Consider the following 24,915-nt stretch of genomic DNA (forward strand, 5'->3'; position numbering starts at 1 on the left):
TCCCCCGGTGTTACCTGCGTTGAAACACCCACGCAACATGGCGCCGGATGACGAAGACGCTCACCTTTCTCGGTCTGGAATCGAGCTGCGACGATACCGCGGCGGCGATCGTGCGCGTCAATGACGGCCAGCCCGAGATCCTGTCCTCCGTCGTCGCCGGCCAAACCGAGCTGCACGCGCCCTTCGGAGGGGTTGTCCCGGAGATCGCCGCACGGGCCCATGCTGAAAAGTTGGATCTCTGTGTCGAGGAGGCGCTGGAGCAAGCCAATCTGGGGATCGATGCGCTCGACGGGATCGCCGTGACGGCAGGTCCCGGGCTGATCGGAGGCGTGATGTCGGGCGTGATGTTCGCCAAGGGCATTGCTGCCGGATCTGGGCTGCCGCTGGTCGGCGTCAATCACCTCGCAGGCCACGCGCTGACACCGCGACTGACTGATGGGCTGGCCTTTCCCTACCTGATGCTGCTCGTTTCGGGAGGGCATTGCCAGTTCCTGATCGCGCATGGGCCGGAGGACTTCACCCGGCTTGGCGGCACGATCGACGACGCACCGGGCGAGGCTTTCGACAAGGCCGCGAAACTGATGGCGCTGCCGCAGCCCGGCGGGCCTTCGGTCGAGGCTGAAGCCGCGAAGGGCGATCCGAAAGCCTTCGCCTTCCCGCGCCCGCTGCTTGATCGCCCGGGATGCGATATGTCTTTCTCCGGGTTGAAGACCGCTCTGCTGCGCGCCCGCGATCAGGTCGTGGCGGCGCATGGCGGGCTGCCGCGTCAGACGCGCGCCGATCTCTGCGCGTCGTTTCAACAGGCCGTGGCCGATGTCCTGGTCGAGAAATCGCGCCGTGCCCTGGCCGAATATCTTACGCATGACCCTGGTCATCCGGGCTTCGCCGTGGCGGGTGGCGTGGCTGCAAATAAGGCAATTCGTGCCGGTTTAGAGACTGTTTCTCAGGAAATGGGCGCAAGATTTCATGCTCCGCCCCTGCGGCTTTGCACCGACAACGCGGCCATGATCGCCTGGGCGGGGATCGAGCGCTATGAAAGCGGGGCACGCGACGGGATGGACCTGATGGCCCGCCCGCGTTGGCCGCTCGACAGAACCGCGGCGCCCCTGCTGGGCTCGGGCAAGAAAGGGGCGAAGGCATGAGCATCGCAGTTCTCGGAGCGGGCGCTTTCGGCACAGCCCTCGCGGCCAGCCTCGCGCAGAAAGGGCCGGTCACACTCTGGGCGCGCGATCCCGATCAGGCGAAGGCGATGCAGACGACGCGCGAGAATACGCGGCGGCTTGCGGGCGTAAAGCTGCCCGCGAACGTCTCTGTTACTTCAGAAATCGCATCGGCTTTCGCATCCGATACCCTGCTTCTCGCAATGCCGATGCAGCAGATGGCCGGGTTTCTGAACTCCCATGCCGAGACGCTTACAGGCAAGACTCTGGTGTCCTGCTCGAAAGGGATCGACCTGGCGACCGGTCAGGGCCCGACCGGACTGATCCGCTCGCTCGTGCAGGGCGCGCGCGCGGCGGTGCTCACGGGGCCGAGCTTTGCTGCCGATATCGCGCGCGGCCTGCCGACGGCATTGACGCTCGCCTGCGCGGATCACTCCGAGGCGCTTCAGGCCGAACTCTCGACCCCGACGCTCCGGCTTTACCGCACCACCGATACGACCGGGGCGGAGCTGGGGGGCGCGCTGAAGAATGTCTACGCAATTGCCGCTGGCACGGTGATCGGTGCGGGTCTTGGCGATTCCGCGCGCGCGGCACTGATGACCCGAGGCTTCGCCGAGATGTTGCGCGTCGCACTGGCACTGGGTGCGCGGGCCGAGACGCTTTCGGGCCTTTCGGGCTTCGGGGACCTCGTGTTGACCTGCACCTCCGAGCAGTCGCGCAATTTTCGACTCGGCTATGCGCTCGGATCGGGAGCAGGTTTCGATGCCGCAATCACCGTTGAAGGCGTCGCCACCGCGAAGGCGCTCAATGCGCTGGCCGAAAGACATCAGATCGAAATTCCGGTCGCGGCGATGGTCAACGCCCTGACCCAGCAGGAAATCAGCGTGAGCGAGGCAATGCAGATCCTGCTCGCGCGTCCCTTGAAGGAGGAATAATATGTTCTTTGCCGTCATCTGCCGCGACAAACCCGGCGCGCTTCAGATCCGTCTCGACACCCGCGAGAAGCACCTCGCCTATATCAAGGAGACGGGCATCGTCTTCATGGCGGGTCCGTTCATCGAAGAAGGCCAGATGGCTGGCTCTCTCGTGATCCTCGAAACCGACAGCCTCGACGCTGCAAAAGAATGGGCGGCCGGCGATCCCTATGCCGCAGCGGGCCTTTTCGAGACCGTGAGCGTGCAGGAATGGAAGAAGGTGATCGGCTGATGCGCTACTGGCTGTTCAAATCCGAGCCCAATAAATTTTCCTGGGACGATCTCGTCGCGAAGGGTGATGCGGGCGAGGAATGGGACGGAATTCGCAATTATCTCGCGCGCAACAACATGCGCGAGATGAAGATCGGTGATCGCGGCCTCTTCTATCATTCGAATATCGGTAAGGAAGTCGTGGGGATTTGCGAGGTTGTAGCCGAGAGCCATCCCGATTCGACCACCGACGATCCGCGCTGGGATTGCGTGGATCTCAAGGCGGTGCGCCCCTTCACCAAGCCCGTCACTCTGGCCGATGTGAAAGCCGAGCCGCGCCTGTCGGACATGTCGCTGGTGACTTCCATGCGCCTCTCGGTACAGCCAGTGACCGAGGAAGAATGGAACATCGTCTGCGCCATGGGCGAGACTGATCCAAACTGACTTGAAAAGACATGGAGGGTTCCGGCACCCCTACCAGAACCCTCCGTCACCCACGTGCTCCCCTACGCACCACACGTGAAACTGTAAATCGGGTCTGGCCATCCTGGCCGGTCTCTTTTGCATAGCCGAACGGCTGGCTTCGCGCAAATTTATAGTCCTGCAAATCTTTCTCAAATTCAGGCTGTTATTCTTTTTCTGCTGCTATCTCCGAGCCGTTTGCACATCGACCAAAGACCGTTAGTTTACTCGCTATGAACCCGGTCATCCTCATCGCGCACGGCTCGCCGTCTGATCCCGAACCCCAAGAAAAGGCGTTGCGCGCTTTGGCCGAGGCGGTCGGCGCGCTTTTGCCCGATCGCGAGGTCCGGGGCGCGACGCTGGCGATGCCTGGCTCGCTCGAAGCCGCGCTCGATGGGCTCGATGCACCGTGGATCTATCCGTTCTTCATGGCAGAGGGCTGGTTCACCCGCACGGAATTACCGCGCAGACTGGCCGCGCTGGGGGTGGAGGCTCGCCAACTCGCACCGTTCGGAGTGGACCCGGCCCTGCCCGCTCTGATCACGCGGGTCTTGGAAGCTGCGGCACGCGAGACCGGCAATCGTTTGTCCGACTCACCGCTGATCCTCGTCGCGCATGGGTCGAAAATTGCACGCAAATCGCGCAACTCCGTCTACGATATGGCGGAAACCCTACGCCAAAATCCCGACATGCCCGCGGTGCATGTCGCGCTGATCGAAGAGCCGCCTTTTCTGAAAGACGTGGCCGAAAAGGTGCCGGACGGGCTTTGCCTGCCCTTCTTCGCCCTGCGCGCGGGTCATGTCATGGGCGATATTCCCGAGGCACTTCAAGAGGCTGGCTATCGTGGGCAGCTCTTGGCTGAGATCGGTGCCCATCGTGAGGTGCCCACCCTTATCGCGCAGGCGATTTCGCGCGGTTGATCACGGTCATTCACGCAAGCGTGGATTGTCATTAACCTGTTACAAAAGGTTTGCATAAGCGTCACCCAAGCGCCGTAGGACCCCCTCGAGGCCCAAGTTGGCCCGAGTATATGAACACTGGGAGTGATCCATGAAATCCGTGAAACTCGCCGTCTCCGCGATCGCGATCGTCGCCGCCACCGGCACCACCGCCTTCGCCCGCGACAACATCCAGGTTGCCGGTTCCTCGACCGTGCTGCCCTACGCCTCGATCGTCGCCGAAGCCTTCGGCGAGAACTTCGACTACCCGACCCCGGTCGTGGAATCCGGCGGCTCGTCCTCGGGCCTGAAGCGTTTCTGCGAAGGCGTTGGCGAAAACACGATCGACGTGGCAAACGCCTCGCGCAAGATCAAGGACAAGGAAATCGCGACCTGCGCCGAGAACGGCGTGACCGATATCATGGAAGTCCGCATCGGCTATGACGGCATCGTCTTCGCCAGCCAAAAAGACGGCCCGGCTTTCGACGCCTTCGACCCGTCCGACATCTACAACGCGCTCGGCGCGAAGGTGATGAAAGACGGTCAGCTCGTCGACAACACCTACGCGAAGTGGAACGAGTTCAACGCAGCCCTTCCCGACGCTGACATCATCGCCTTCATCCCGGGCACCAAGCACGGCACCCGCGAAGTCTTCGAAGAGAAGGTTCTCGAGGCTGGCTGTGAGGCCACCGGCGCCATGGAAGCCTATGTCGCTTCGGGCATGGACGAGAAAGCCGCCGCGAAAGAGTGCATGAAAGTGCGCACCGACGGCAAGGCCGTGGACATCGACGGCGACTACACCGAAACCCTCGCCCGTATCGGCTCGAACCCGAACGGCATCGGCGTCTTCGGTCTGGCCTTCTACGAGAACAACACCGACAAGCTGAAAGTCGCGACCATGTCCGGCGTGACCCCCTCGACCGAAACCATCGCTTCGGGCGACTACCCGGTGTCGCGTCCGCTCTTCTTCTACGTGAAGAAAGCACATATCGGTCAGATCCCGGGCCTGAAGGAATATGCCGAGTTCTTCGTCTCCGACGACATGGCTGGCGCCGATGGTCCGCTCGCTCAATACGGCCTCGTGTCGGATCCGGAACTGGCCCAGACCCAGGAAGCCGTGGCCGCCGAGACCACGATGAACTCGGGCATGTAAACCTTGCCCCGGGGGCGGCCCAGCGCCGCCCCCAACGCCTTTTTGGTCCTTTTCCAAAGACAAGAGTTCCCGATGGCTGTTTTGTGGATCGCTGTGCTCCTCGCGGCACTGACGCTTGGCGGGTTTTTCGCCGGACGTATGCGTGCGTTGCAAACCGCAGGCGGCGACCCTCGCCTGCTGCATTCCCTGCCGAGCTATTCGGGCATGCTGGTCGCGATGGCGACGCTCCTGCCCGCGCTCGTTCTCTATGTGCTGCTGGTTATCTTCCAGGCCAATCCGATCCTGCAAATCGTGGTGACGGCAATCGCCGCGCTGATTGGCCTCGCGTTGAGCCTGCGGCTGATCGCGCGCGATTTCCGCGCCCGCAACGCGGTCGAAGCAGGGATCAAGGGTCTGCTGATCGCGGCGGCAAGCCTCGCAATCCTGACCACGATCGGCATCGTTCTTTCGCTCGTCTTCAACACGATCGAGTTCTTCCGCCTCTATCCGATCACCAAGTTCTTCTTCGGCACCGAATGGACCCCGAGTTTCGGTGGCGGGTCGGAGCTGGGGATCCTGCCGCTTCTGTGGGGCACGCTTTATATTTCCTTCATCGCCCTCGCGGTCGCCGTGCCGATCGGGCTATTCGCGGCGATCTACCTCTCCGAATACGCGACACGCTCGGTGCGCGGCGTGGTCAAGCCGCTGCTCGAGGTGCTCGCGGGTATCCCGACCATCGTTTACGGTCTCTTTGCGCTTCTCACCGTCGGCCCGTTCCTGCTGTCGATCTTCGGTCCGGCCGGTCCCACGGCCGCTTTCGCCGATGGTGGCTGGATGCATGCGGGTACTGCGGTGATGACCGCTGGCCTCGTGATGGGGATCATGCTTATCCCCTTCGTCTCCTCACTCTCCGATGACATCATCAACGCGGTGCCGCAGAGCCTGCGTGACGGTTCCTACGGGCTGGGCGCGACAAGATCCGAGACCATCAAGCAGGTCGTGCTGCCCGCCGCCCTTCCCGGCATCGTCGGCGCCGAACTGCTGGCCGCATCGCGCGCGATCGGCGAGACGATGATCGTCGTGCTCGGCGCCGGTGCTGCTGCTCGTCTCAGCATGAACCCGTTCGAAGCAATGACGACCGTCACCGCGAAAATCGTCAGCCAGCTCACCGGCGATGCCGATTTCGCATCGCCCGAGGCACTGGTCGCCTTCTCGCTCGGCATGACGCTCTTCATCCTGACGCTGGGGCTCAACATCTTCGCGCTCTACATCGTGCGCAAATATCGGGAGCAATACGAATGAGCGACGCGACCCTGCACGACGCGCAGCCGACGAAACGCTCGCTGCACCAGATCGACGCGCGCACCAAGCGCCGAAACGCCGCCGAGTCCCGCTTCAAGATGCTCGGCATCGGCGCAATCGGCATCGGTATCGCCTTTCTGATCATCCTGCTCTCGACGATTGTCGTGAACGGCGCTTCTGCCTTCCAGCAGAGCTTTCTCGAAGTGCCGGTCTACCTGGACCCGGCGAAGCTCGACAAGAAAGGCAATCGCGACCCGGCCGATCTGAAGAAGGCGACGACCTTCACCTATGCCCCGCTGATCGAAAAAGGGCTGCTCGACGCGGTTCAGAGCGCCGGGATCGAGACTCCGCTTTCGAAGACAAAGGACATGAAGAACCTGATCTCCAGCTCGGCCGCGGCCCAGCTGCGTGATCGCGTTCTCGCCGATCCCTCTCTGATCGGGCAAACGGTAACCGCGAAAATCCTCGCCTCCTCGCGGGTCGACGGTTACCTCAAAGGCCGGGTTCATCGTGCCGAGATCGCGCAGGACAAGAACATCACCGTCGAACAGCTTGATCTCGCCGACGCGCTGATCAAGGCCGGGATCCTGCACAAGAGTTTCAACCTCGATTTTATCCTCGGCTCCGACGCGTCCGACAGCCGCGCCGAACAGGCCGGTATCGGGGTGTCGATGCTCGGCTCATTCTACATGATGCTGGTGGTGCTGGTGCTGGCCCTGCCGATCGGCGTCGCCGCTTCGATCTATCTTGAGGAATTCGCGCCGAAAAACCGTTTCACCGACCTGATCGAAGTGAATATCTCGAACCTCGCGGCTGTCCCCTCGATCGTCTTCGGGATCCTCGGCCTCGCGGTGTTCATTCAGTTCGCGCACCTGCCGCAATCGGCCCCGCTGGTCGGTGGCCTCGTGCTGACCCTGATGACGCTGCCGACGATCATCATCTCGACCCGCGCTGCACTGAAGGCCGTGCCGCCCTCCATCCGCGATGCGGCGCTGGGCATCGGCGCCTCGAAAATGCAGGCTACGTTCCACCACGTTCTGCCGCTCGCGATGCCCGGCATCCTGACCGGCACGATTATCGGTCTTGCTCAGGCGCTGGGTGAAACCGCTCCGCTCCTGCTGATCGGGATGGTGGGCTTCATCGCCACGAATGCGCCGGACGGGTTCTGGGACGGTTTCGTCTCGCCGAACTCGGCCATGCCCGCGCAAATCTACGAATGGGCCAAGCGCGCCGACCCGGCATTTTACGAACGCGCTTGGGGGGGTATCATCATTCTGCTGATCTTCCTTCTGGGCATGAACATCATCGCCATCATCCTGCGCCGCAAATTCGAGCGTCGCTGGTAAGGAGGCAGGATCATGAACGATATGACGTTTACGGAGAGAGCCGTGACTACGGACGAGATCAAGATCACCGCGCGCGACGTGCAGGTCCACTACGGCGAGACCCACGCCATCAAGGATGTCAGTGTCGATATTCTCGACAAGACGGTCACCGCCTTCATCGGCCCGTCGGGCTGCGGGAAATCGACCTTCCTGCGCTGCCTGAACCGGATGAACGACACGATCGACATCTGCCGCGTAGATGGCGATATCCTGCTCGATGGCGAAGATATCTACGACAAGCGCGTCGATCCGGTGCAGCTGCGCGCGAAGGTGGGCATGGTGTTCCAGAAGCCGAACCCCTTCCCCAAGTCGATCTATGACAATGTCGCCTACGGGCCGAAGATTCACGGGCTGACCCGCTCGCGCGCCGAACTCGACGAGGTGGTGGAGAGCTCGCTGCGCAAGGCCGCTCTCTGGAACGAGGTGAAGGATCGCCTCCATGCGCCCGGCACCGGCCTTTCGGGTGGTCAGCAGCAGCGCCTGTGCATCGCGCGTGCCGTCGCGACTTCGCCTGAAGTGCTTCTGATGGACGAGCCGTGCTCGGCACTCGACCCGATCGCTACCGCCCAGGTCGAGGAATTGATCGACGAGCTGCGCGCGAATTTCTCTGTGGTGATCGTGACGCACTCGATGCAGCAAGCCGCGCGCGTGTCGCAGAAGACGGCCTTTTTCCATCTCGGCAACCTCGTGGAATACGACGATACCGACAAGATTTTCACCAATCCGACCGACCCGCGGACGGAAAGCTACATTACCGGCCGCATCGGCTGAGGAGGAACAGGCATGAGCGAGCATATTCTTTCCGCCTTTGACCGCGATCTGGAGAAAGTTCAGGCGCTGGTCGTGAAAATGGGCGGTCTTGTTGAAGAGCAGATCCTGGAAAGCGTCCGCGCATTAGAAGAGCGCGATGGCGAACTTGCACAGCGCGTCCGCGATCAGGACAAGGCCGTCGATGCGCTGGAAGAGACGATCAATGACGAGGCTGCGCGCCTGATCGCCCTGCGCGCCCCGGCCGCGCGTGACTTGCGCGTGACCCTTTCGGTCATCAAGATCTCCGCCAGCCTCGAGCGCGTCGGTGACTATGCCAAGAACATCGCCAAGCGCAGCCAGGTTCTGCTTGAAAGCCCCCAGATCAACGGCACAACCGCCGCGATCCGCCGCATGGCGCAAGCGACCGAATCGATGCTGCGTGACGCGATCGACAGTTATATCCAGCGCGACGCACAGCTCGCCGCGGATGTGCGCGGCCGCGATATCGAAGTCGACCAGATGTATAACGCGCTGTTCCGCGAATTCCTGACTTACATGCTGGAAGATCCGCGCAACATCACGCCCTGCATGCACCTGCACTTCATCGCCAAGAATATCGAGCGTATGGGCGACCACGCGACCTCGATCGCCGAGCAAGTGATCTATCTCGTCACCGGCGAGCTCCCCGAGGATTCGCGCCCGAAAAGCTCGAGCGTGGTGAAGACGGAGTCCTGATAGATGTCGCCCGCTCAACAGCCCTGCGTTCTTGTCGTCGAGGATGAATCCGCCCAGCGCGAGGTTCTCAACTACAACCTCGAAGCCGAAGGATTCCGTGTCGTGATGGCGGAAAATGGCGACGAAGGGCTGCTGCTCGTGAACGAGGAAAAGCCCGACCTTATCGTGCTGGACTGGATGCTGCCCAATGTTTCGGGCATCGAGATCTGCCGCCGCGTCAAGGCCAATTCCGAGACCCGCAACATCCCGATCATCATGCTCTCAGCGCGCTCCGAAGAAGTGGATCGCGTGCGCGGGCTGGAAACCGGCGCCGATGATTACGTCGTGAAACCCTATTCGGTTGTCGAGCTGATGGCCCGCGTGCGCACCCAGCTGCGCCGCACCCGCCCCGCCACGATGGGTGAGAGACTCAGCTACGAGGATATCCTGCTTGACGCCGAGGAACACCGGGTCTTCCGCGACGGCCAGCCCCTGAAACTCGGGCCGACCGAGTTCCGCCTGCTCTCGACCCTGATGGAAAAGCCCGGTCGCGTCTGGACGCGCGATCAGCTTCTAGACCGGGTCTGGGGCCGCGACATCTATGTCGATACCCGCACGATCGACGTGCATGTCGGGCGGTTGCGCAAGGCGCTGATGGCCTATGGCGGCTCCGATCCGGTACGCACGGTGCGCGGAACCGGTTACGCCCTCGGCTGAGCGGACAGGAAATCGGCAACCTCGGCACCGGTTGGAATCGCATCCGCCGTGCCGGACCGGGTGACTTTCAGCGCCGCAGCCGCAGCCGCGACCCGCATCGCTTCATCCACGGCGAGCCCTTCCGAAAGGCTCGCGACGAGGTAACCGGTATAGGTGTCGCCCGCGCCGGTCGTATCGACCGCCTCGACAGGAAACCCCTTAACCCGGATCTCGTGGCCCCGAGCGACATCATGCCAGACGGCACCCTTGGCCCCGAGCGTCACCAGAACATTCTCGACCTCAAGCTCCCCAAGCGTCACGCCAAGCGCCGAACAAAGCTGCGCGGCCTCGATCTCATTCACGATAAGGAGCGAGACAAAGGGCAGCACCGCCCGCGTCGCTTCCGCATCGAAAGGGGCCGCGGAATAGATCACGAATAGACCCTGTTCCTGCGCAAATCGCGCCGCCTCGACCTGCAACCCTGTCTCATTCTGCAAGATCAGAGCATCACCCGCCCCGGCGCCATCGAGAGCCTGTTTCACATGCGACTCCGCGATCTCGCGGTTCGCACCGGCATGGATCACGATGGCATTCTCACCACCCGCATCGACCGTGATGATCGCGTGCCCCGAAGCGCCTTCGACTTCGCAAACATGGGCGCAATCGACCCCGGCCGCCTCCAGGCGCTCGAGCATCCAACGCCCATCGGCCCCGATCGCCCCGATATGGCGCACCTTTGCCCCGGACCGTGCAATCGCGACAGACTGGTTCGCACCCTTGCCACCAAGACCCAGCGTATAGCTCTCGGCTGCGAGCGTCTCTCCCGGTGCGGGCAAGTGTTCGAGCCGATAAAGATGGTCCGCATTGATCGATCCGAGATTGTAGATCATCGGCCCATCCTTCTTCTTGATATCAAATATCTCGGGGGCTGCGCGCGAGCGCAGCGGGGCAGAGCCCCTCCCCGTCCAGAATCAATCCTTCAGACAGAGCTTGCACGACGCCAGTGCCGCCATGTTCAGGATGTCGTTCACCGTCGACGAGGTCGAGCAGAGCTGAACCGCATGGCTCGTTCCAGTCAGGATCGGCCCGATCACCGTGGCCCCTGCCATCTCCTGCATCAGCTTCACCGAGATCGAGGCCGAATGGCGCGCCGGGACGACAAGAATATTCGCCGGACCGGTCAGACGACAGAACGGGTAGTTCTTCATCTGATCCATGTTCAAGGCCACATCGACGGTCATCTCACCATCATATTCGAAATCCACCCCGCGCGCGTCGAGCACTTTCGGCGCGACATGCATCTTCGTCGCGCGTTCCGAGACCGGATACCCGAAGGTCGAGAAGGAACAGAAGGCCACGCGCGGCTCGAGACCCAGCCCCCGCGCCACATGCGCCCCCGCCGTCGCGATATCGGCCAGGTCTTCCTCGTCGGGCCATTCATGCACCAGCGTATCGCCGATCAGCACGACCCGGCCCTTGTTCAGCACCGCCGTGATCCCCACCGCGCCATCCGAGGGCTTGGCGTCGATCACCTTGTTGATGAGTTCCAGCACATGCGCCGATTTCCGCGTGGCCCCGGTCACCATCCCGTCGCCATGCCCATGCACCAGCATCAGCGCCGCAAAGACATGCCGGTCGCGGGTCGCCAGCTTATGCGCGTCTTCCTTGTCCACGCCCTGACGTTGCAGGCGCGCATAGAGGAAATCCTTGTAGGTCTCGGTATGTTTGGAGTTTGCCGAGTTGACGACGCGCAATTCGCGATACGCATCTCCAAGACCCGCCGCTTCGAGTTTTTCCTTCACATCCTGCTCGCGGCCGACGACAAGCGCCTGCCCCATGCCCGAGCGCTGATAGGCAACGGCCGCACGCAGCACACGCGGATCGTCACCTTCGGCGAAGATCATTTTCGCTTGCGCCTGACGCGCGCGGCTCTGGATGCCCTGCAGGATCGAGGCGGTCGGGTCCATCCGCGCCTTGAGGCTTTGCGCATAGCCTTCCATATCGATGATCGGACGGCGCGCGACGCCGGTATCCATCCCCGCTTTCGCCACCGCCGGCGGGATCACATGGATCAGGCGCGGATCGAAGGGCGTGGGAATGATGTAATCGCGCCCGAAGCTCAGCTTGCGGCCATAGGCCATCGCGACCTCATCAGGCACATCCTCGCGGGCCAGCTCGGCCAGCGCACGGGCGCAGGCGATCTTCATCTCGTCATTGATCGCGCGCGCATGAATATCGAGCGCGCCGCGGAACAGGTAGGGGAACCCGAGGACGTTGTTCACCTGGTTCGGATAATCCGAGCGCCCAGTCGCCACGATCGCATCCGGGCGCACCGATTGGGCCTCTTCGGGCGTGATCTCGGGATCGGGGTTCGCCATCGCGAAGATCACCGGATTATCGGCCATCGCCTGCACCATCTCGGGCGTGACAGCTCCCTTGGCCGAGACGCCGAGGAACACGTCGGCCCCCTCCATCGCCTCTTCCAGCGAGCGCGCCTCGGTCACCGCCGCATGGGCCGATTTCCACTGGTTCATGCCCTCGGTGCGACCCTGATAAATCACACCCTTTGTGTCGCACATGATGCAATTGTCGTGCTTGGCGCCCATAGCCTTCACAAGCTCAAGGCACGCGATCCCGGCCGCGCCCGCACCGTTGAGCACGATCTTGCAGTCCTCGATCTTCTTGCCCGACAACTCCAGCGCGTTGATCAGACCTGCGGCACAGATCACCGCCGTGCCGTGCTGATCGTCATGGAACACCGGGATGTCCATCATCTCCTTGAGCCGCTGCTCGATGATGAAACATTCCGGCGCCTTGATATCCTCGAGGTTGATCCCCCCGAAGGTCGGCCCCATCAGCTTGACCGCGTTGATGATCTCGTCGGCATCCTCGGTATCAAGCTCGATATCGATCGCGTTCACATCCGCGAAGCGCTTGAAGAGGACCGCCTTGCCTTCCATCACCGGTTTCGAGGCCAGTGCACCGAGATTACCCAGCCCCAGAATGGCCGACCCGTTCGAGATCACCGCAACCATGTTGCCCTTGACCGTGTAATCATAGGCCAGCTCGGGGTTCTCCGCGATCGCTTCGACCGGAACGGCAACGCCCGGGCTATAGGCCAGCGACAGATCGCGCTGCGACGTCATCGGCTTGGATGCGGTGATGTCGTACTTCCCCGGACGCGGGTCGAGGTGATATGCCAGCGCCTCTTCGGGCGTGATACGGTTCTTGGTGGGCATGGGCCGGTGCTCCTCCTGCAATTCGCCCCTCTTAACGTCCCGTGATCCTTCACTCAACGGAATTGCGCCCGAATCCGGGGTTTTGTAGGGTCGCCGGACAGCGATTTGGGGGGCACATGGCCAAGCCGACCGTCACACCGATGATGGAGCAATATCTGGGGATCAAGGAGGCCAATCCGGGCGCGCTCCTGTTCTACCGGATGGGCGACTTCTACGAGATGTTCTTTCAGGATGCGGTCGATGCGGCCGCCGCCCTCGATATCGCTCTGACCAAGCGTGGCCAGCACCTGGGGGAAGATATCGCGATGTGCGGCGTCCCGGTCCATGCCGCCGAAGGCTACCTGCTGACCCTGATCCGCAAGGGCTTCCGCGTGGCGATCGCCGAGCAGATGGAAGATCCCGCCGAGGCGAAGAAACGCGGCTCGAAATCTGTCGTGAAACGCGATGTCGTGCGATTGGTGACCCCCGGCACGCTGACCGAGGAAAGCCTGCTCGAAGCACGTCGCCATAACTTCCTCGCCGCCTGGACCGAAGTCCGCGACGAGGCGGCGCTGGCCTGGGTCGATATCTCCACCGGCGAGTTTCGGGTCACACCCTGCCCGCTCTCGCGGCTGGGACCCGAGCTTGCACGCCTTGCCCCGCGCGAAGTGCTGGTCAGCGAGGCAAAAGAGGCCGATTGCGCCGAAATAGTCTCTGATATGCGCGCAGCAATGACTCCCCTCTCGCGCGCGAGCTTCGACAGCCAGGCGGCCGAGACGCGGCTGCAAGCGCTCTATTCCGTCGGCTCGCTCGACGCTTTCGGAAGTTTCTCCCGTGCCGAGATGGCGGCGATGGGCGCGATCGTCGATTACCTCGAGATCACCCAGAAAGGGAAACTTCCCCTGCTGCGCCGCCCGATCCACGAGGAAAGCGACGCCGCGATGCAGATCGACGCCGCGACCCGGCGCAATCTGGAACTGACGCAGGCCTTGTCTGGCGGGCGCGACGGCTCGCTGCTGAATGCGATCGACCGCACCGTGACCGCAGGCGGCGCGCGACTGCTCGAACGGCGTCTGTCCGCCCCCTCGCGCAAGCTCTCGGAAATCCACACCCGTCACGACGCCGTCCGATTCCTGCTCAACGAGACCCGTTTTGCCGAGGATCTGCGCGCCGATCTCAAGCGCTGCCCCGACATGGACCGCGCCCTGTCACGCCTCGCGCTCGATCGGGGCGGCCCGCGTGACATGGCCGCGATCCGCAACGGTCTGGAACAGGTCGAACGGATCGCCGGGGCGCTTGGCTCGGTCGATGCACCGGATCTTCTCTCCGGTGTGGCCAAGGCATTGGTCGGCCATGAAAGCCTCACCGCGCTTCTCGATGCCGCCCTGATTGCCGAGCCGCCGCTTCTGGCGCGCGATGGCGGGTTCATCGCCTCCGGCTATGACGAAGAGCTCGACCAGACCCGCCAGCTGCGCGACGAAGGCCGCGGCGTGATCGCGAAGATGCAGGCCGAATATATCGAGGCCACGGGGATCAATTCCCTGAAGATCAAGCACAACAACGTGCTGGGCTATTTCATCGAGACCACCGCCACCCATGCCGAGAAGATGCTCGCCCCGCCGCTGTCCGAACGCTTCATCCATCGTCAGACCACCGCCAACCAGGTGCGTTTCACGACCGTCGAACTGAGCGAGATCGAAACCCGGCTTCTGAACGCAGGCAACCATGCGCTGGAGATTGAAAAAAGGCTCTATTCGAGCCTGAAACAGGCCATTCTCGACCATGCCGGGCCGATCAACGAGGCCTCGCGCGCCCTAGCCGAAATCGACCTCGCCGCCGCCTTCGCAACGCTTGCGCGCGCCGAGGACTGGACAGAACCCAAGGTCGATGACAGCCGCGCCTTCATCGTCGAGGGCGGGCGTCACCCGGTCGTCGAAGCCTCGCTGAAGAAATCCGGCGAACCCTTCATCGCCAATGATTGCGAACTCACGGAAGGTACGACCCCCGCGATCTGGCTGCTCACCGGCCCGAACATGGCCGGTAAATCGACCTTCCTGCGCCAGAACGCCCTGATCGCGCTTCTCGCCCAGGCCGGCAGCTTCGTCCCGGCGAAAGCTGCGCATATCGGTCTTGTTTCACAACTCTTCAGTCGCGTCGGCGCCGCGGACGATCTCGCGCGCGGACGCTCGACCTTCATGGTGGAAATGGTGGAGACCGCCGCGATCCTGAATCAGGCCGATGACCGCGCCCTCGTTATCCTGGACGAGATCGGCCGCGGCACTGCGACCTATGACGGCCTCTCGATCGCCTGGGCGGTGATGGAACACCTTCACGCCAGCAACCGCTGCCGCGCGCTTTTCGCCACGCATTACCACGAGATGACCGCACTTTCCGCGAAACTCGACGGCGTGGAAAACGCGACCGTCGCGGTCAAGGAGTGGGAAGGCGAGGTGATTTTCCTCCACGAGGTCCGCAAAGGCGCGGCCGATCGGTCCTATGGCGTTCAGGTCGCCCGGCTCGCAGGGCTCCCCCATTCCGTCGTGGAACGGGCACGTGTCGTTCTCGATGCGCTTGAAAAAGGCGAGCGCGAAGGCGGCGGAAAGAAACAGGCGGTAATCGACGATCTGCCGCTCTTTTCAGTCTCTAACACGCCGCAACCGGCCCCGGCACCCGCCGGAAATTCCGAGCTGGAAGACCGCCTGAAAACACTGATCCCCGACGACATGACGCCGAAAGAAGCGCTCGACGCCCTCTACGAACTTCGAGCCCTCCTCACGGAATGATCTTCTTCTTGATGCAAATATCTCGGGGGTCTGGGGGCAGAGCCCCCAGCTACACCGTCAGCTCTTCGGCGTGGAGCTGACGCCCACTTTCGCCGGGCGCAGCAGCCGGTCGTGAATCATGAACCCGTTTTCCATGACCTGGATGATGTCGCCGGCCTTGGTGCCGGGCACAGGCGCCTCGAACATCGCCTCATGCATCTGCGGATCGAACTTCTCGCCAAGCTCCGGTTTGACAGCGGTGATGCCGTGGCGGCCGAAAACGTTGAGAAGCTCGCGCTGGGTCAGCTCGACGCCTTCAACGAGCGCACCAGCCTGGGCCCGGACCTCTTCACTCGCCGCTTCCAATGCGCGCGAGAGCGCGTCGAACACCGGCAACATATCACGTGCCAGACGCGTGCCACCGTAATTCGCCGCTTCCTGACGTTCCTTGTCGGCCCGCTTGCGCGCATTCTCGGCATCGGCCAGCGCACGCATGAAACGGTCTCGGAACTCGTCGCGCTCGGCGCGCAGCGCCTCAAGCTCGTCGCTCTCTTCTGCCATTACGTCTTCGAAGGTTTCGTCAATCTGCGCCTGATCTTCGGCAATCTCGTCTTTTTTCTCGCTCATGCCATTCACCCTTTGCCCTGGCCGGAAATCATCCGCCCGACCAGCTGCGCTGTGTAATCCACGATCGGCACGATCCGCCCGTAATTGAGCCGCGTGGGCCCGATCACTCCGACCGCACCAATGATCTTTCGGTCAGCGTTCATATATGGAGAGACCACCAAAGAGGAACCCGAAAGAGAGAAAAGTTTATTCTCCGAGCCAATAAAAATGCGCACGCCCTCACCATCCTCGGCCAGATCGAGGAATTCAGCGATATCGCGCTTGCGCTCGAGGTCGTCGAAGAGCGATCGGATCCGGTCGAGATCATCTTCGGAGCCCAGCAAATTCGCCCGCCCACGCACGATCAGACGCTCGTAGCTCTCGCCCTTGTTCTCCCAGGCCGCCAATCCGCTATCGATCAGCGCGGTCGCGAGCGAATCGATCTCGGAGCGATGCTTGGCGATCTCTCGCTGAATATGACCGCGCAGCTCGGAGAGCGTCCGGCCCTCGGCCATCGCATTGAGGAAATTCGCGGCCTCGCGCATCGAGGACGGCGTTTGTCCGATTGGCGGCGTGAAAACGCGGTTTTCGACCTGCCCATCCGCAAAGACCAAGACGACCAGCGCACGGTCAGGCGCGAGCGAGACGAACTCGATGTGCCGGATCGGCGCTTCATGCTTCGGCGCAAGAACAAGGCTCGCCCCTTGGGTCATGCCCGAAAGCGCGTTCGACACCCGGTCCAGCAAAGACCCGACATCGCCGGAATTCGCGCCCATCGTCGCATCCAGCGCCGCGCGGTCTTCATCGCCCAGATGGTTCACTTCCATCACGCCATCGACGAAAAGCCGCAGACCCATCTGCGTCGGAATCCGCCCTGCCGAGACATGCGGGCTGTCGAGAAGACCGAGGTATTCCAGGTCCTGCATCACGTTGCGGATCGTCGCCGCCGAGAGCTTTTCGCTCATCGCGCGCGTCAAGGTGCGCGAGCCAACCGGGTCGCCCGTCGAGAGATAACCCTCAACCACCCGCCGGAACACCTCACGGGAGCGGTCATTCAGTTCGGAAAGAATGTTGTTCTGGTCGCTCATCGCACCTCATCCACCGTGAATTAAAGCTGCGTGAGGCCGAAGGTCAATCTCGGCCGGGGGGTTGCATCGCTGCTTGAGCGCGATCAAATGGGACGCAAACCAATTCAAAGGATCTCAGAAATGCGCCCTTCCGGTAGAGAGCTAAGCGACCTTCGCCCGATTTCAATCGAGACCGGTGTCACGAAACACGCGGAAGGGTCGTGCCTGATCAAGATGGGCGACACGCATGTGCTGTGCACCGCGACGATCGAGGACCGCGCGCCGTCGTTCCTGAAGGGCTCGGGCCTTGGCTGGGTGACGGCGGAATACGGGATGCTGCCGCGCGCCACCAACACGCGCAACCGGCGCGAGGCTGCGGCGGGCAAGCAGGGCGGTAGAACCGTTGAAATTCAACGCCTTATCGGTCGCGCCCTGCGCGCTGGCGTGGATCGTTCCGCGCTGGGTGAGCGTCAGATCGTGGTCGATTGCGATGTGATTCAGGCCGATGGCGGCACGCGCTGCGCCTCGATAACCGGCGGCTGGGTCGCGCTGCGTCTGGCGGTGAACAAGCTGCTGAAGACCGGCGCCTGCACCTCCGATCCGCTGATGGACCATGTCGCCGCGATTTCCTGCGGGATCTATGCGGGCCAGCCCGTCGCCGATCTCGACTATGCCGAGGATAGCGAAGCGGGCACGGACGGCAATTTCATCATGACCGGCGCGGGTAAGCTGATCGAAGTTCAGATGTCGGCCGAGGGCGCGACCTTTTCGCGCGATCAGATGAACAAGCTGCTCGATCTGGCCGAAGCGGGCGTCGCCCAGCTGGTCGCTGCACAGAAGGCCGCCACCGCATGAGGGCTTTCACCGACAAGAAGCTGCTGGTCGCCACGCATAACGCGGGCAAGCTCGAGGAGATCAAGGCGATCCTTGCGCCTTTCGGCATTGAGGTTGTCGGCGCGAAGGAGATGAACCTCCCCGAACCCGAGGAGACCGAGAGCACCTTTGTCGGCAACGCCCGGATCAAGGCCCATGCCGCCGCGAAGGCGACGGGCCTGCCTGCGCTGGCCGACGATTCCGGCATCGAGGTCGATTGCCTGAACGGTGCGCCGGGCGTCTACACCGCCGATTGGGCAACCACGCCGACCGGGCGCGATTTCACCATGGCGATGGAGAAGACCTGGAAAGCCTGCGACGAGATCGCGGCCCCTGCTCCACGCACCGCCCGGTTCCGTGCGACCCTCGTTCTGGCCTGGCCCGACGGGCATGACGAAGTCTTCGACGGTCGCGTAGAGGGCCAATTGGTTTGGCCGATGCGCGGCAAGCTCGGCCACGGCTACGATCCGATGTTCCAACCCGACGGCTACGACCTGACCTTCGCCGAGATGGACGCCGAGCAGAAGAACGAGATCTCGCATCGCGCCGATGCATTCCGCAAATTCGTGAAAATCTTCGAGGCCTGACATGTCCAAGCGGCAAAATATCTCCGGCGGATCGCCCTACGAGCCAAAACTCGGCTATTCCCGTGCCGTCGTCCAAGGCGATTGGTGCTTCGTCGCCGGCACTACCGGAGCGGACCCGGAAACCAAGGTTTTTCCCGATTCCGTGCTGGAACAGGCTCGAAATACGCTCACGACGATCCGTGGCGTGCTCGACCAGGCGGGCTTTTCGATGAGCGATGTCGTCCGGGCGAATTACATCATCACCGACCCCTCCTACATGGAAGAGATCATCCCCGCGCTGAGCGAAGCGTTCGGTGATATCCGCCCGGCGGCAACGATGATCGTCGCCGGTCTGGTCAATCCTGCGATGAAGGTCGAGATCGAAGTCACGGCCTTCCGCGGATGATCGAAGATTGGCGGCACGGGGGCTTCGGCCTCTATCTCCACTGGCCGTTCTGTGCCGCCAAATGCCCCTATTGTGACTTCAATTCCCATGTCGCGACTGCGATCGACCAAAAGCGTTGGCAATCCGCCTATCTCTCCGAGATCGACCGCGCCGCTCGGGAAACCGAAGGACGAATTCTGAACACGGTCTTCTTCGGTGGCGGCACGCCATCGCTGATGGATCCCGACCTTGTCGCCGCAATCCTCGACAGGGTTCGTGCTTCTTGGCCACTTTCGAACGATCTTGAGATCACCCTCGAAGCAAACCCCACAAGTATCGAATCCGGCAAGTTTAGAGCCTTTTCCGAGGCAGGCGTGAACCGGATTTCGATGGGGATGCAGGCGCTGAACGACGATGATCTGCGCCGACTGGGACGGATGCATTCGGTGGCCGAGGGGCGCCGCGCCTTTGATATTGCGCGCAACCAATTCGACCGCGTCAGCTTCGACCTGATCTATGCCCGTCAGCATCAGACGCTCGACGCCTGGGGCGCCGAACTGAATGAAGCGCTGAACATGGCGATCGACCACCTGTCGCTCTATCAGCTTACAATCGAACCCGGCACGGTTTTTGGAGCACGGCATGATCTGGGCAAGCTTCCCGGGCTGCCGCAGGACGAAAGCGCGGCGGATATGTATTTCCTGACGCAAGAAATCTGCGAACGGCATGGGCTGCCAGCCTATGAAATCTCCAATCATGCGCATCCGGGCGCGGAAAGCCGGCACAACCTGATCTACTGGCGCTATGGCGACTATGTCGGGATCGGTCCGGGTGCGCATGGGCGCCTGACACTGAACGGGCGGCGCCACGCAACAGACACGCCGAAGCAGCCAGGCGCCTGGCTGAAACAGGTCGAAGAAACGGGGAGCGGCGAAAACACGCGGGAAGCGCTGGATGACGAAGAACAGGCGATCGAGTATCTTCTTTTTTCTATGCGGCTCTCCGAGGGTCTCGAAGCGGCAAGATTCGAGCAGATTTCCGGCGCGCCGCTCGATCCGAACGCCGTCGCACATCTTGAGGAAATTGGCATGATTACGCAGAAACAGGGTCGAATTTCAGCAACGAAAGAAGGTCAGCCCGTTCTCAATGCCATCATCCGAGAGCTGATGCCCTGATGCGCATCCTCTGGCTCATTCTCGGCCTGATATCTTTCGCGATCGGTGTGATCGGGATCTTCCTGCCGCTCGTTCCGACCGTACCGCTCATGCTGCTTGCGACGTTTTTCTTCGCCCGATCTTCCGAACGATTGCACCAATGGCTGGTCACCCACCCGCGCTTTGGGCCCTCGATCCTCGACTGGCAGGAGCGGCGCGCAATCTCGAAACGTGCGAAAATCGCCGCATCCATCTCGATCGCGGCGGCCTTCACGATTTCGGTGCTGATCGGGCTCAAACCAATGCTGCTGGCAATTCAGGCGATCACACTGGTCGGCGTTTCAATATTCATCTGGACGCGGCCAAATACGTGATCAGCGACCGCTGCTGAGCAGCTGACAAAGCCGATCGAGCGCCTCGAGGTCGTCATAGGACACGACAAGCTTGCCCGAGCCGTTGCTGCTGTGTTCGATCGCGACTTTCATCCCGATCGTCGCCGAGAGATCGCCCTCAAGCGCCCGCGTATCGGCATCTTTCTGGGGCTTCGGCCGCGGTGCGCGTTCTGGAGCGTCGGATTTCTTCGCCAGGCGCTCGACATCGCGCACCGAAAGCGACTTCGACACCGCCTGACGTGCAAGCGCCACAGGATCCGGCGCCGTGATCATCGCCCGCGCATGCCCGGCGGAAAGCTTGCCCTCGCGCAGATAAGTCTGAACTTCGTCGGGCAATTGCAGCAAACGCATAAGGTTCGCGATGTGGCTGCGGCTTTTCGAAAGCGCTTCAGCAAGCTTCTCTTGTGTATGACCGAAGCGGGACATCAACTGCTTGTAGGCAAGCGCCTCTTCCAGCGGATTGAGATCTGCGCGCTGGATGTTTTCGATGATCGCGACCTCGAGCACTTCCGTGTCGTTGAACTCGCGCAGGATGATCGGCAGCTCATGCACCTTCGCCATCTGCGCCGCGCGCCAGCGACGCTCGCCGGCAACGATTTCGAAATGATCCGGCTTGGTCGGGTGCTTGCGAACAATGAGCGGCTGAATGACGCCCTTCTCGCGAATCGATGCCGCCAGTTCCTCCAGCGCACCCGGTTCGAAATCTCGGCGCGGCTGGTCAGGATTGGGCTCGATCCGCTCGACGGGAACATATTGCTCGGCGCGACGCGGCGCAGCGGTCGGTTCGCGCGGATTGAGATCGACATCTGCCATCAGCGCCGAAAGACCACGCCCGAGACCCCGTTTTTCACGCTTTTCCGCCATGGATCATGCTCCCTTTTTCACTGCTGCATGGCGCGAGACCAACTCGGTCGCCAAGGCGCGATAAGCAACCGCCCCGCGCGACGCGCTATCGTAGCTGAGCACCGGCATTGCATAAGACGGCGCCTCGGACACGCGCACATTGCGCGGAATCATCGTCCGGAACACCAATTCCCCCAATGTTGCGCGCGCATCAGCCTCGACCTGCTGCGAGAGGTTATTGCGCACATCATACATCGTCAGGACGACGCCCTCGATCCGCAGGCTGCGATTGGCACTTTGCCGAATTTCTCGGATCGTCAGCATCAGCTGCGAAAGACCTTCAAGCGCAAAGAATTCCGCCTGGAGAGGCACCAGAACCGAATGCGCCGCGACCATCGCATTCACCGTCAGCAAGCTGAGCGAAGGCGGGCAGTCGATCAAGATATAGTCAAACTCATACGCATCTACATCAGGATGTCGTAGGGCATCGTGAAGAAGGTAGCTGCGCTTCTCGGTCGAAACGAGCTCCATATCCGCCGAGGACAGGTCGGTCGTCGCCGGACACAGGTAGAGCCCTTCGATTTCCGTCTTGTGCAGAACCGCTGACACCGGCGCGTCTTCGATCAGAAGATCATAGGTCGTCATATCGCGCTGATCGGGCTCGATGCCCAACCCGGTCGAGGCATTTCCCTGCGGATCGAGATCGATGAGCATCACCTTCTGCCCGGATTCGACAAGTGCGGCAGCCAAATTGATCGCCGTCGTCGTCTTGCCCACCCCGCCCTTCTGATTCGCGATCGCGATGATCTTCGGTTCTTTCACGCGAATTGGATCAGACACGCTTGGCTCCGTTTATCTTGAGGACAACACTGTTCGGATCGCTCAGGCTTGGACTCGCCTCGCAGTCAAAGGACCAGCTTTCCCGGGCCTGTGCAAGTTCTTCCTGCCAGCGCGCGCCCTTCGGAAAAAGCGCGGTGCCGTCGGGCCGCAGGTGGCGCTCAGCAAATTCCAGAAGCTGAGATAGCGGCGCGAGTGCCCGAGCTGAGAGAATTTCGACGCCGAGCGGGTCAAGTTCTTCGATTCTCTTCGCCAAAATACGGGTTTTCAAGCCAAGCTCTCGGCTCACGGTCGAAAGAAAAGCAGATTTACGCAGATCGGATTCGACGAGAACCACTTCTCGTTCCGGCGTTTTCTCAAGCGACATCACCGCGATCACCAGGCCGGGAAAGCCGCCCCCTGCCCCCAGATCCGCCCAAGACCGCGCTTCAATCGGCGCGAGATCAAAAAGCTGCGCTGAATCGAGGAAATGGCGCGCCCAAGTATCGGCGAGAGTCGACTTGGAAACGAGGTTGATCGCGGGATTCCACTTCGCAAGCAGCGATTCGTAAGCCTCAAGCCGCTCCAATGTTTCACGTGAAACATCAAAGCGCGCCCCGAAGCGCTCCGCCTCAGACTGGCTCATGCCGTTTTTTCCCGCTTGGCCTGGCGCAGCTTCGCGAGAATCAAGGTGAGCGCGGCCGGGGTTACACCATCGACGCGACCCGCCTGGCCGAGCGTCCGCGGACGGGCTCGCTCAAGCTTTGCCTTGAGTTCATTGGAAAGGCCGTTCAGCGCGGAATACTCGAAACCTTCCGGAATTTCCCAACCTTCATCGCGCTTGAGAGATGCCGCATCGAGCTGCTGCCGCGCGACGTAATTGGCATAAAGCGCATCAATGGAAAGCTGCGCGGCAACATCCGGAGACAAATCAGCAAGCTCAGGCAAGGCCTGCTGCAACTGCTCCATCGTGATGTCCGGGAAAGACAAAAGGTCGAAGGCCGAGCGGCGACTGCCATCTTGATTGACCTTGAACCCTTTATCCTTGGCAGCCTTCGGCGTCAGGGTGATCGATTCCATCAATTCTCGGCCAGCGGTCAGGGCATCCATCTTCGCCTCGAAGGCTTCCCGCCGCCCTTCGCTCACGCAACCCAGGTCGATACCCGTTTGGGTAAGGCGCTGATCAGCATTATCCGCACGCAGCGTCAAACGAAACTCAGCGCGGGAAGTGAACATGCGATAGGGCTCGGTTACACCGCGCGACACAAGGTCATCGATCATCACGCCGATATAGCTCGAGGTCCGGCTGAAATGGACCGGCTCCGCATCGCGGGCGGCAAGCGCCGCATTAAGACCCGCGACAAGACCTTGTGCGGCAGCCTCCTCATATCCTGTGGTTCCGTTGATTTGACCTGCAAGATATAGCCCCGGAAGCACACGAAGCTGCAGGGAAAGATCCAGCGCGCGCGGATCGACGAAGTCATATTCGATCGCATAACCGGGCTGAACGATCTTCGCCTCCTCCAATCCGAAGATGGAGTGAACGTAATCCTCCTGCACTTCTGCCGGCAACGAAGTAGAAATTCCGTTCGGATAGACCGTATCGTCGTCCAAGCCTTCCGGCTCGAGAAAGATCTGGTGCGAAGACTTTTCGGCAAACCGCACGATCTTGTCCTCGATCGAGGGGCAATAGCGCGGACCAACGCCCGAAATATGACCGCCATACATTGCCGAACGGTCAAGATTATCTCGGATAATCTCGTGCGTCTTCTCGTTCGTGTGGGTGATGCCGCAAGCGATTTGCCGCACGAACGGCTTCTTGTTGAGGAAGGAAAACATCACTGGGTCATCATCGCCCGGTTGCGATTCCAGCCGCGACCAGTCGATCGTTTTCCCGTCGAGCCGCGGCGGCGTGCCGGTCTTGAGTCGTCCGAGCGGCAGATCAAGCGCTTTCAGCCGCTCCGCCAAAGCAACTGACGGCTTATCACCAATTCGTCCACCAGGACGCTTCTGATCCCCGATATGGATAACGCCATTAAGGAAAGTGCCCGAGGTCAAGATCGCAGCGCTGCAATCAAGCTGCGCACCATCCGCGAGGGTTACGCCCGTCACGCGCCCCCCCTCAACACGCAGGTCGGTCACCTCCCCTTCAATCACCGTCAGGTTCGGTTGCGCCGCAGTCAGTCGCTGCGCCGATTCCCGGTAGAGCTTGCGATCCGCCTGCGCTCGTGGGCCCTGCACTGCGGGCCCCTTCCGGCGGTTCAAAAGTCGAAACTGGATCCCCGCCTCATCGGCAATCCGGCCCATGACACCATCCAGCGCGTCAATCTCGCGGACCAGATGACCCTTGCCCAGGCCGCCAATCGCCGGGTTGCAGGACATCACCCCGATCGCATCGGCGCGCAACGTCACCAGCGCGGTATCCGCACCCATCCGGGCCGCAGCATGGGCTGCCTCGGTGCCGGCGTGCCCGCCGCCAATCACGATGACGTCGTAATGTTTCACGTGAA

The 24,915-nt window shown here is 61.9% G+C and carries 25 protein-coding genes; 17 read left to right on the forward strand and 8 right to left on the reverse strand.

The genetic code is table 11. The features are described from left to right. Window positions 1-47 precede the first annotated feature (47 nt). From tsaD to phoB, 11 genes are all read left to right on the forward strand, one after another. A complete protein-coding gene (tsaD, locus tag TP2_RS07615; RefSeq protein ID WP_038075519.1) occupies window positions 48-1,142 on the forward strand; it encodes a tRNA (adenosine(37)-N6)-threonylcarbamoyltransferase complex transferase subunit TsaD in 1,095 nt (364 codons plus the stop codon). Further along, window positions 1,139-2,095, forward strand: a complete 957-nt coding sequence (locus tag TP2_RS07620; RefSeq protein WP_038075522.1) for an NAD(P)H-dependent glycerol-3-phosphate dehydrogenase — start codon at window positions 1,139-1,141, stop codon at window positions 2,093-2,095. The genes tsaD and TP2_RS07620 overlap by 4 nt, the downstream gene beginning before the upstream one ends. 1 nt (window position 2,096) lies before the next feature. Beyond that, complete coding sequence (locus TP2_RS07625; protein WP_038075525.1) at window positions 2,097-2,366, forward strand: YciI family protein; 270 nt, start codon at window positions 2,097-2,099, stop codon at window positions 2,364-2,366. Next, window positions 2,366-2,788, forward strand: a complete 423-nt coding sequence (locus TP2_RS07630) for an EVE domain-containing protein (RefSeq protein WP_038075527.1) — start codon at window positions 2,366-2,368, stop codon at window positions 2,786-2,788. The genes TP2_RS07625 and TP2_RS07630 overlap by 1 nt, the downstream gene beginning before the upstream one ends. Window positions 2,789-3,102: 314 nt before the next feature. Then, window positions 3,103-3,726, forward strand: coding sequence for a CbiX/SirB N-terminal domain-containing protein (locus TP2_RS07635; protein ID WP_240473724.1), 624 nt, complete (start codon window positions 3,103-3,105; stop codon window positions 3,724-3,726). 130 nt (window positions 3,727-3,856) lie between these two features. Next, the gene (locus TP2_RS07640; protein WP_038075533.1) at window positions 3,857-4,897 is read left to right on the forward strand and encodes a substrate-binding domain-containing protein; all 1,041 of its coding nucleotides are present in this window, start codon (window positions 3,857-3,859) and stop codon (window positions 4,895-4,897) included. 72 nt (window positions 4,898-4,969) lie between these two features. Next, the gene (gene pstC, locus TP2_RS07645) at window positions 4,970-6,178 is read left to right on the forward strand and encodes a phosphate ABC transporter permease subunit PstC (protein ID WP_038075536.1); all 1,209 of its coding nucleotides are present in this window, start codon (window positions 4,970-4,972) and stop codon (window positions 6,176-6,178) included. Further along, window positions 6,175-7,524: a phosphate ABC transporter permease PstA gene (pstA, locus tag TP2_RS07650; RefSeq protein ID WP_038075539.1), complete on the forward strand. Its 1,350-nt coding sequence runs from the start codon at window positions 6,175-6,177 to the stop codon at window positions 7,522-7,524. The genes pstC and pstA overlap by 4 nt, the downstream gene beginning before the upstream one ends. A gap of 12 nt (window positions 7,525-7,536) precedes the next feature. Then, on the forward strand, window positions 7,537-8,334 hold the full coding sequence (gene pstB, locus TP2_RS07655; protein ID WP_038075542.1) for a phosphate ABC transporter ATP-binding protein PstB: 798 nt from the start codon (window positions 7,537-7,539) through the stop codon (window positions 8,332-8,334). A 12-nt stretch (window positions 8,335-8,346) separates the two neighbouring features. Then, window positions 8,347-9,048: a phosphate signaling complex protein PhoU gene (phoU, locus tag TP2_RS07660; protein WP_038075545.1), complete on the forward strand. Its 702-nt coding sequence runs from the start codon at window positions 8,347-8,349 to the stop codon at window positions 9,046-9,048. Between the two features lie 3 nt (window positions 9,049-9,051). Then, a complete protein-coding gene (phoB, locus tag TP2_RS07665) occupies window positions 9,052-9,744 on the forward strand; it encodes a phosphate regulon transcriptional regulator PhoB (protein ID WP_038075547.1) in 693 nt (230 codons plus the stop codon). Here phoB and TP2_RS07670 read toward each other — a convergent pair. After that, window positions 9,729-10,613, reverse strand: coding sequence for a ribokinase (locus tag TP2_RS07670; protein ID WP_038075550.1), 885 nt, complete (start codon window positions 10,611-10,613; stop codon window positions 9,729-9,731). The two genes, phoB and TP2_RS07670, sit on opposite strands and share 16 nt — an antisense overlap. 81 nt (window positions 10,614-10,694) lie before the next feature. Then, a complete protein-coding gene (locus TP2_RS07675; protein ID WP_038075553.1) occupies window positions 10,695-12,962 on the reverse strand; it encodes an NADP-dependent malic enzyme in 2,268 nt (755 codons plus the stop codon). A gap of 116 nt (window positions 12,963-13,078) precedes the next feature. On the opposite strand from TP2_RS07675, the gene mutS reads away from it, so the two are divergent. Then, window positions 13,079-15,724, forward strand: coding sequence for a DNA mismatch repair protein MutS (mutS, locus tag TP2_RS07680; RefSeq protein ID WP_038075556.1), 2,646 nt, complete (start codon window positions 13,079-13,081; stop codon window positions 15,722-15,724). 57 nt (window positions 15,725-15,781) lie between these two features. Here mutS and TP2_RS07685 read toward each other — a convergent pair whose 3' ends face one another. Next, window positions 15,782-16,330: a nucleotide exchange factor GrpE gene (locus tag TP2_RS07685; protein ID WP_038075559.1), complete on the reverse strand. Its 549-nt coding sequence runs from the start codon at window positions 16,328-16,330 to the stop codon at window positions 15,782-15,784. A 5-nt stretch (window positions 16,331-16,335) separates the two neighbouring features. Beyond that, a complete protein-coding gene (gene hrcA, locus TP2_RS07690) occupies window positions 16,336-17,397 on the reverse strand; it encodes a heat-inducible transcriptional repressor HrcA (RefSeq protein ID WP_038075560.1) in 1,062 nt (353 codons plus the stop codon). Between the two features lie 120 nt (window positions 17,398-17,517). Between hrcA and rph the strand changes: the two genes are divergently transcribed. From rph to TP2_RS07715, 5 genes are read left to right on the forward strand one after another with little or no spacing between them, the layout of a single operon-like run. Then, complete coding sequence (gene rph / locus TP2_RS07695) at window positions 17,518-18,231, forward strand: ribonuclease PH (protein ID WP_038075563.1); 714 nt, start codon at window positions 17,518-17,520, stop codon at window positions 18,229-18,231. Next, entirely contained in the window at window positions 18,228-18,836 is a 609-nt protein-coding gene (gene rdgB, locus TP2_RS07700; protein ID WP_038075566.1) for an RdgB/HAM1 family non-canonical purine NTP pyrophosphatase, read from the forward strand. Before rph ends, rdgB begins: the two co-directional genes overlap by 4 nt. 1 nt (window position 18,837) lies before the next feature. After that, on the forward strand, window positions 18,838-19,221 hold the full coding sequence (locus TP2_RS07705; protein ID WP_038075568.1) for a RidA family protein: 384 nt from the start codon (window positions 18,838-18,840) through the stop codon (window positions 19,219-19,221). Continuing rightward, on the forward strand, window positions 19,221-20,375 hold the full coding sequence (hemW, locus tag TP2_RS07710) for a radical SAM family heme chaperone HemW (protein ID WP_038076200.1): 1,155 nt from the start codon (window positions 19,221-19,223) through the stop codon (window positions 20,373-20,375). Before TP2_RS07705 ends, hemW begins: the two co-directional genes overlap by 1 nt. Further along, entirely contained in the window at window positions 20,375-20,728 is a 354-nt protein-coding gene (locus TP2_RS07715; protein WP_038075571.1) for a YbaN family protein, read from the forward strand. The genes hemW and TP2_RS07715 overlap by 1 nt, the downstream gene beginning before the upstream one ends. Here TP2_RS07715 and TP2_RS07720 read toward each other — a convergent pair whose 3' ends face one another. The 4 genes from TP2_RS07720 to mnmG are packed head-to-tail and all read right to left on the reverse strand — an operon-like array spanning window position 20,729 to window position 24,910. After that, window positions 20,729-21,610: a ParB/RepB/Spo0J family partition protein gene (locus TP2_RS07720; RefSeq protein WP_038075574.1), complete on the reverse strand. Its 882-nt coding sequence runs from the start codon at window positions 21,608-21,610 to the stop codon at window positions 20,729-20,731. A 3-nt stretch (window positions 21,611-21,613) separates the two neighbouring features. Continuing rightward, entirely contained in the window at window positions 21,614-22,429 is an 816-nt protein-coding gene (locus TP2_RS07725) for a ParA family protein (RefSeq protein WP_038075577.1), read from the reverse strand. Continuing rightward, window positions 22,422-23,051: a 16S rRNA (guanine(527)-N(7))-methyltransferase RsmG gene (gene rsmG, locus TP2_RS07730; RefSeq protein WP_038075580.1), complete on the reverse strand. Its 630-nt coding sequence runs from the start codon at window positions 23,049-23,051 to the stop codon at window positions 22,422-22,424. The genes TP2_RS07725 and rsmG overlap by 8 nt, the downstream gene beginning before the upstream one ends. Then, window positions 23,048-24,910, reverse strand: coding sequence for a tRNA uridine-5-carboxymethylaminomethyl(34) synthesis enzyme MnmG (gene mnmG, locus TP2_RS07735; protein WP_038075584.1), 1,863 nt, complete (start codon window positions 24,908-24,910; stop codon window positions 23,048-23,050). Before mnmG ends, rsmG begins: the two co-directional genes overlap by 4 nt. Window positions 24,911-24,915: the final 5 nt, after the last annotated feature.

Origin of the sequence: Thioclava pacifica DSM 10166, from assembly GCF_000714535.1 — a bacterium.
Taxonomy (GTDB): Bacteria; Pseudomonadota; Alphaproteobacteria; order Rhodobacterales; family Rhodobacteraceae; genus Thioclava; species Thioclava pacifica.

Coding starts and splice junctions, on each gene's coding strand:
- tsaD (WP_038075519.1), top strand. CDS start 48: ATGACGAAGACGCTCACCTTTCTCGGTCTGGAATCGAGCTGCGACGAT.
- TP2_RS07620 (WP_038075522.1), top strand. CDS start 1,139: ATGAGCATCGCAGTTCTCGGAGCGGGCGCTTTCGGCACAGCCCTCGCG.
- TP2_RS07625 (WP_038075525.1), top strand. CDS start 2,097: ATGTTCTTTGCCGTCATCTGCCGCGACAAACCCGGCGCGCTTCAGATC.
- TP2_RS07630 (WP_038075527.1), top strand. CDS start 2,366: ATGCGCTACTGGCTGTTCAAATCCGAGCCCAATAAATTTTCCTGGGAC.
- TP2_RS07640 (WP_038075533.1), top strand. CDS start 3,857: ATGAAATCCGTGAAACTCGCCGTCTCCGCGATCGCGATCGTCGCCGCC.
- pstC (WP_038075536.1), top strand. CDS start 4,970: ATGGCTGTTTTGTGGATCGCTGTGCTCCTCGCGGCACTGACGCTTGGC.
- pstA (WP_038075539.1), top strand. CDS start 6,175: ATGAGCGACGCGACCCTGCACGACGCGCAGCCGACGAAACGCTCGCTG.
- pstB (WP_038075542.1), top strand. CDS start 7,537: ATGAACGATATGACGTTTACGGAGAGAGCCGTGACTACGGACGAGATC.
- phoU (WP_038075545.1), top strand. CDS start 8,347: ATGAGCGAGCATATTCTTTCCGCCTTTGACCGCGATCTGGAGAAAGTT.
- phoB (WP_038075547.1), top strand. CDS start 9,052: ATGTCGCCCGCTCAACAGCCCTGCGTTCTTGTCGTCGAGGATGAATCC.
- TP2_RS07670 (WP_038075550.1), bottom strand. CDS start 10,613: ATGATCTACAATCTCGGATCGATCAATGCGGACCATCTTTATCGGCTC.
- TP2_RS07675 (WP_038075553.1), bottom strand. CDS start 12,962: ATGCCCACCAAGAACCGTATCACGCCCGAAGAGGCGCTGGCATATCAC.
- mutS (WP_038075556.1), top strand. CDS start 13,079: ATGGCCAAGCCGACCGTCACACCGATGATGGAGCAATATCTGGGGATC.
- TP2_RS07685 (WP_038075559.1), bottom strand. CDS start 16,330: ATGAGCGAGAAAAAAGACGAGATTGCCGAAGATCAGGCGCAGATTGAC.
- hrcA (WP_038075560.1), bottom strand. CDS start 17,397: ATGAGCGACCAGAACAACATTCTTTCCGAACTGAATGACCGCTCCCGT.
- rph (WP_038075563.1), top strand. CDS start 17,518: ATGCGCCCTTCCGGTAGAGAGCTAAGCGACCTTCGCCCGATTTCAATC.
- rdgB (WP_038075566.1), top strand. CDS start 18,228: ATGAGGGCTTTCACCGACAAGAAGCTGCTGGTCGCCACGCATAACGCG.
- TP2_RS07705 (WP_038075568.1), top strand. CDS start 18,838: ATGTCCAAGCGGCAAAATATCTCCGGCGGATCGCCCTACGAGCCAAAA.
- TP2_RS07715 (WP_038075571.1), top strand. CDS start 20,375: ATGCGCATCCTCTGGCTCATTCTCGGCCTGATATCTTTCGCGATCGGT.
- TP2_RS07720 (WP_038075574.1), bottom strand. CDS start 21,610: ATGGCGGAAAAGCGTGAAAAACGGGGTCTCGGGCGTGGTCTTTCGGCG.
- rsmG (WP_038075580.1), bottom strand. CDS start 23,051: ATGAGCCAGTCTGAGGCGGAGCGCTTCGGGGCGCGCTTTGATGTTTCA.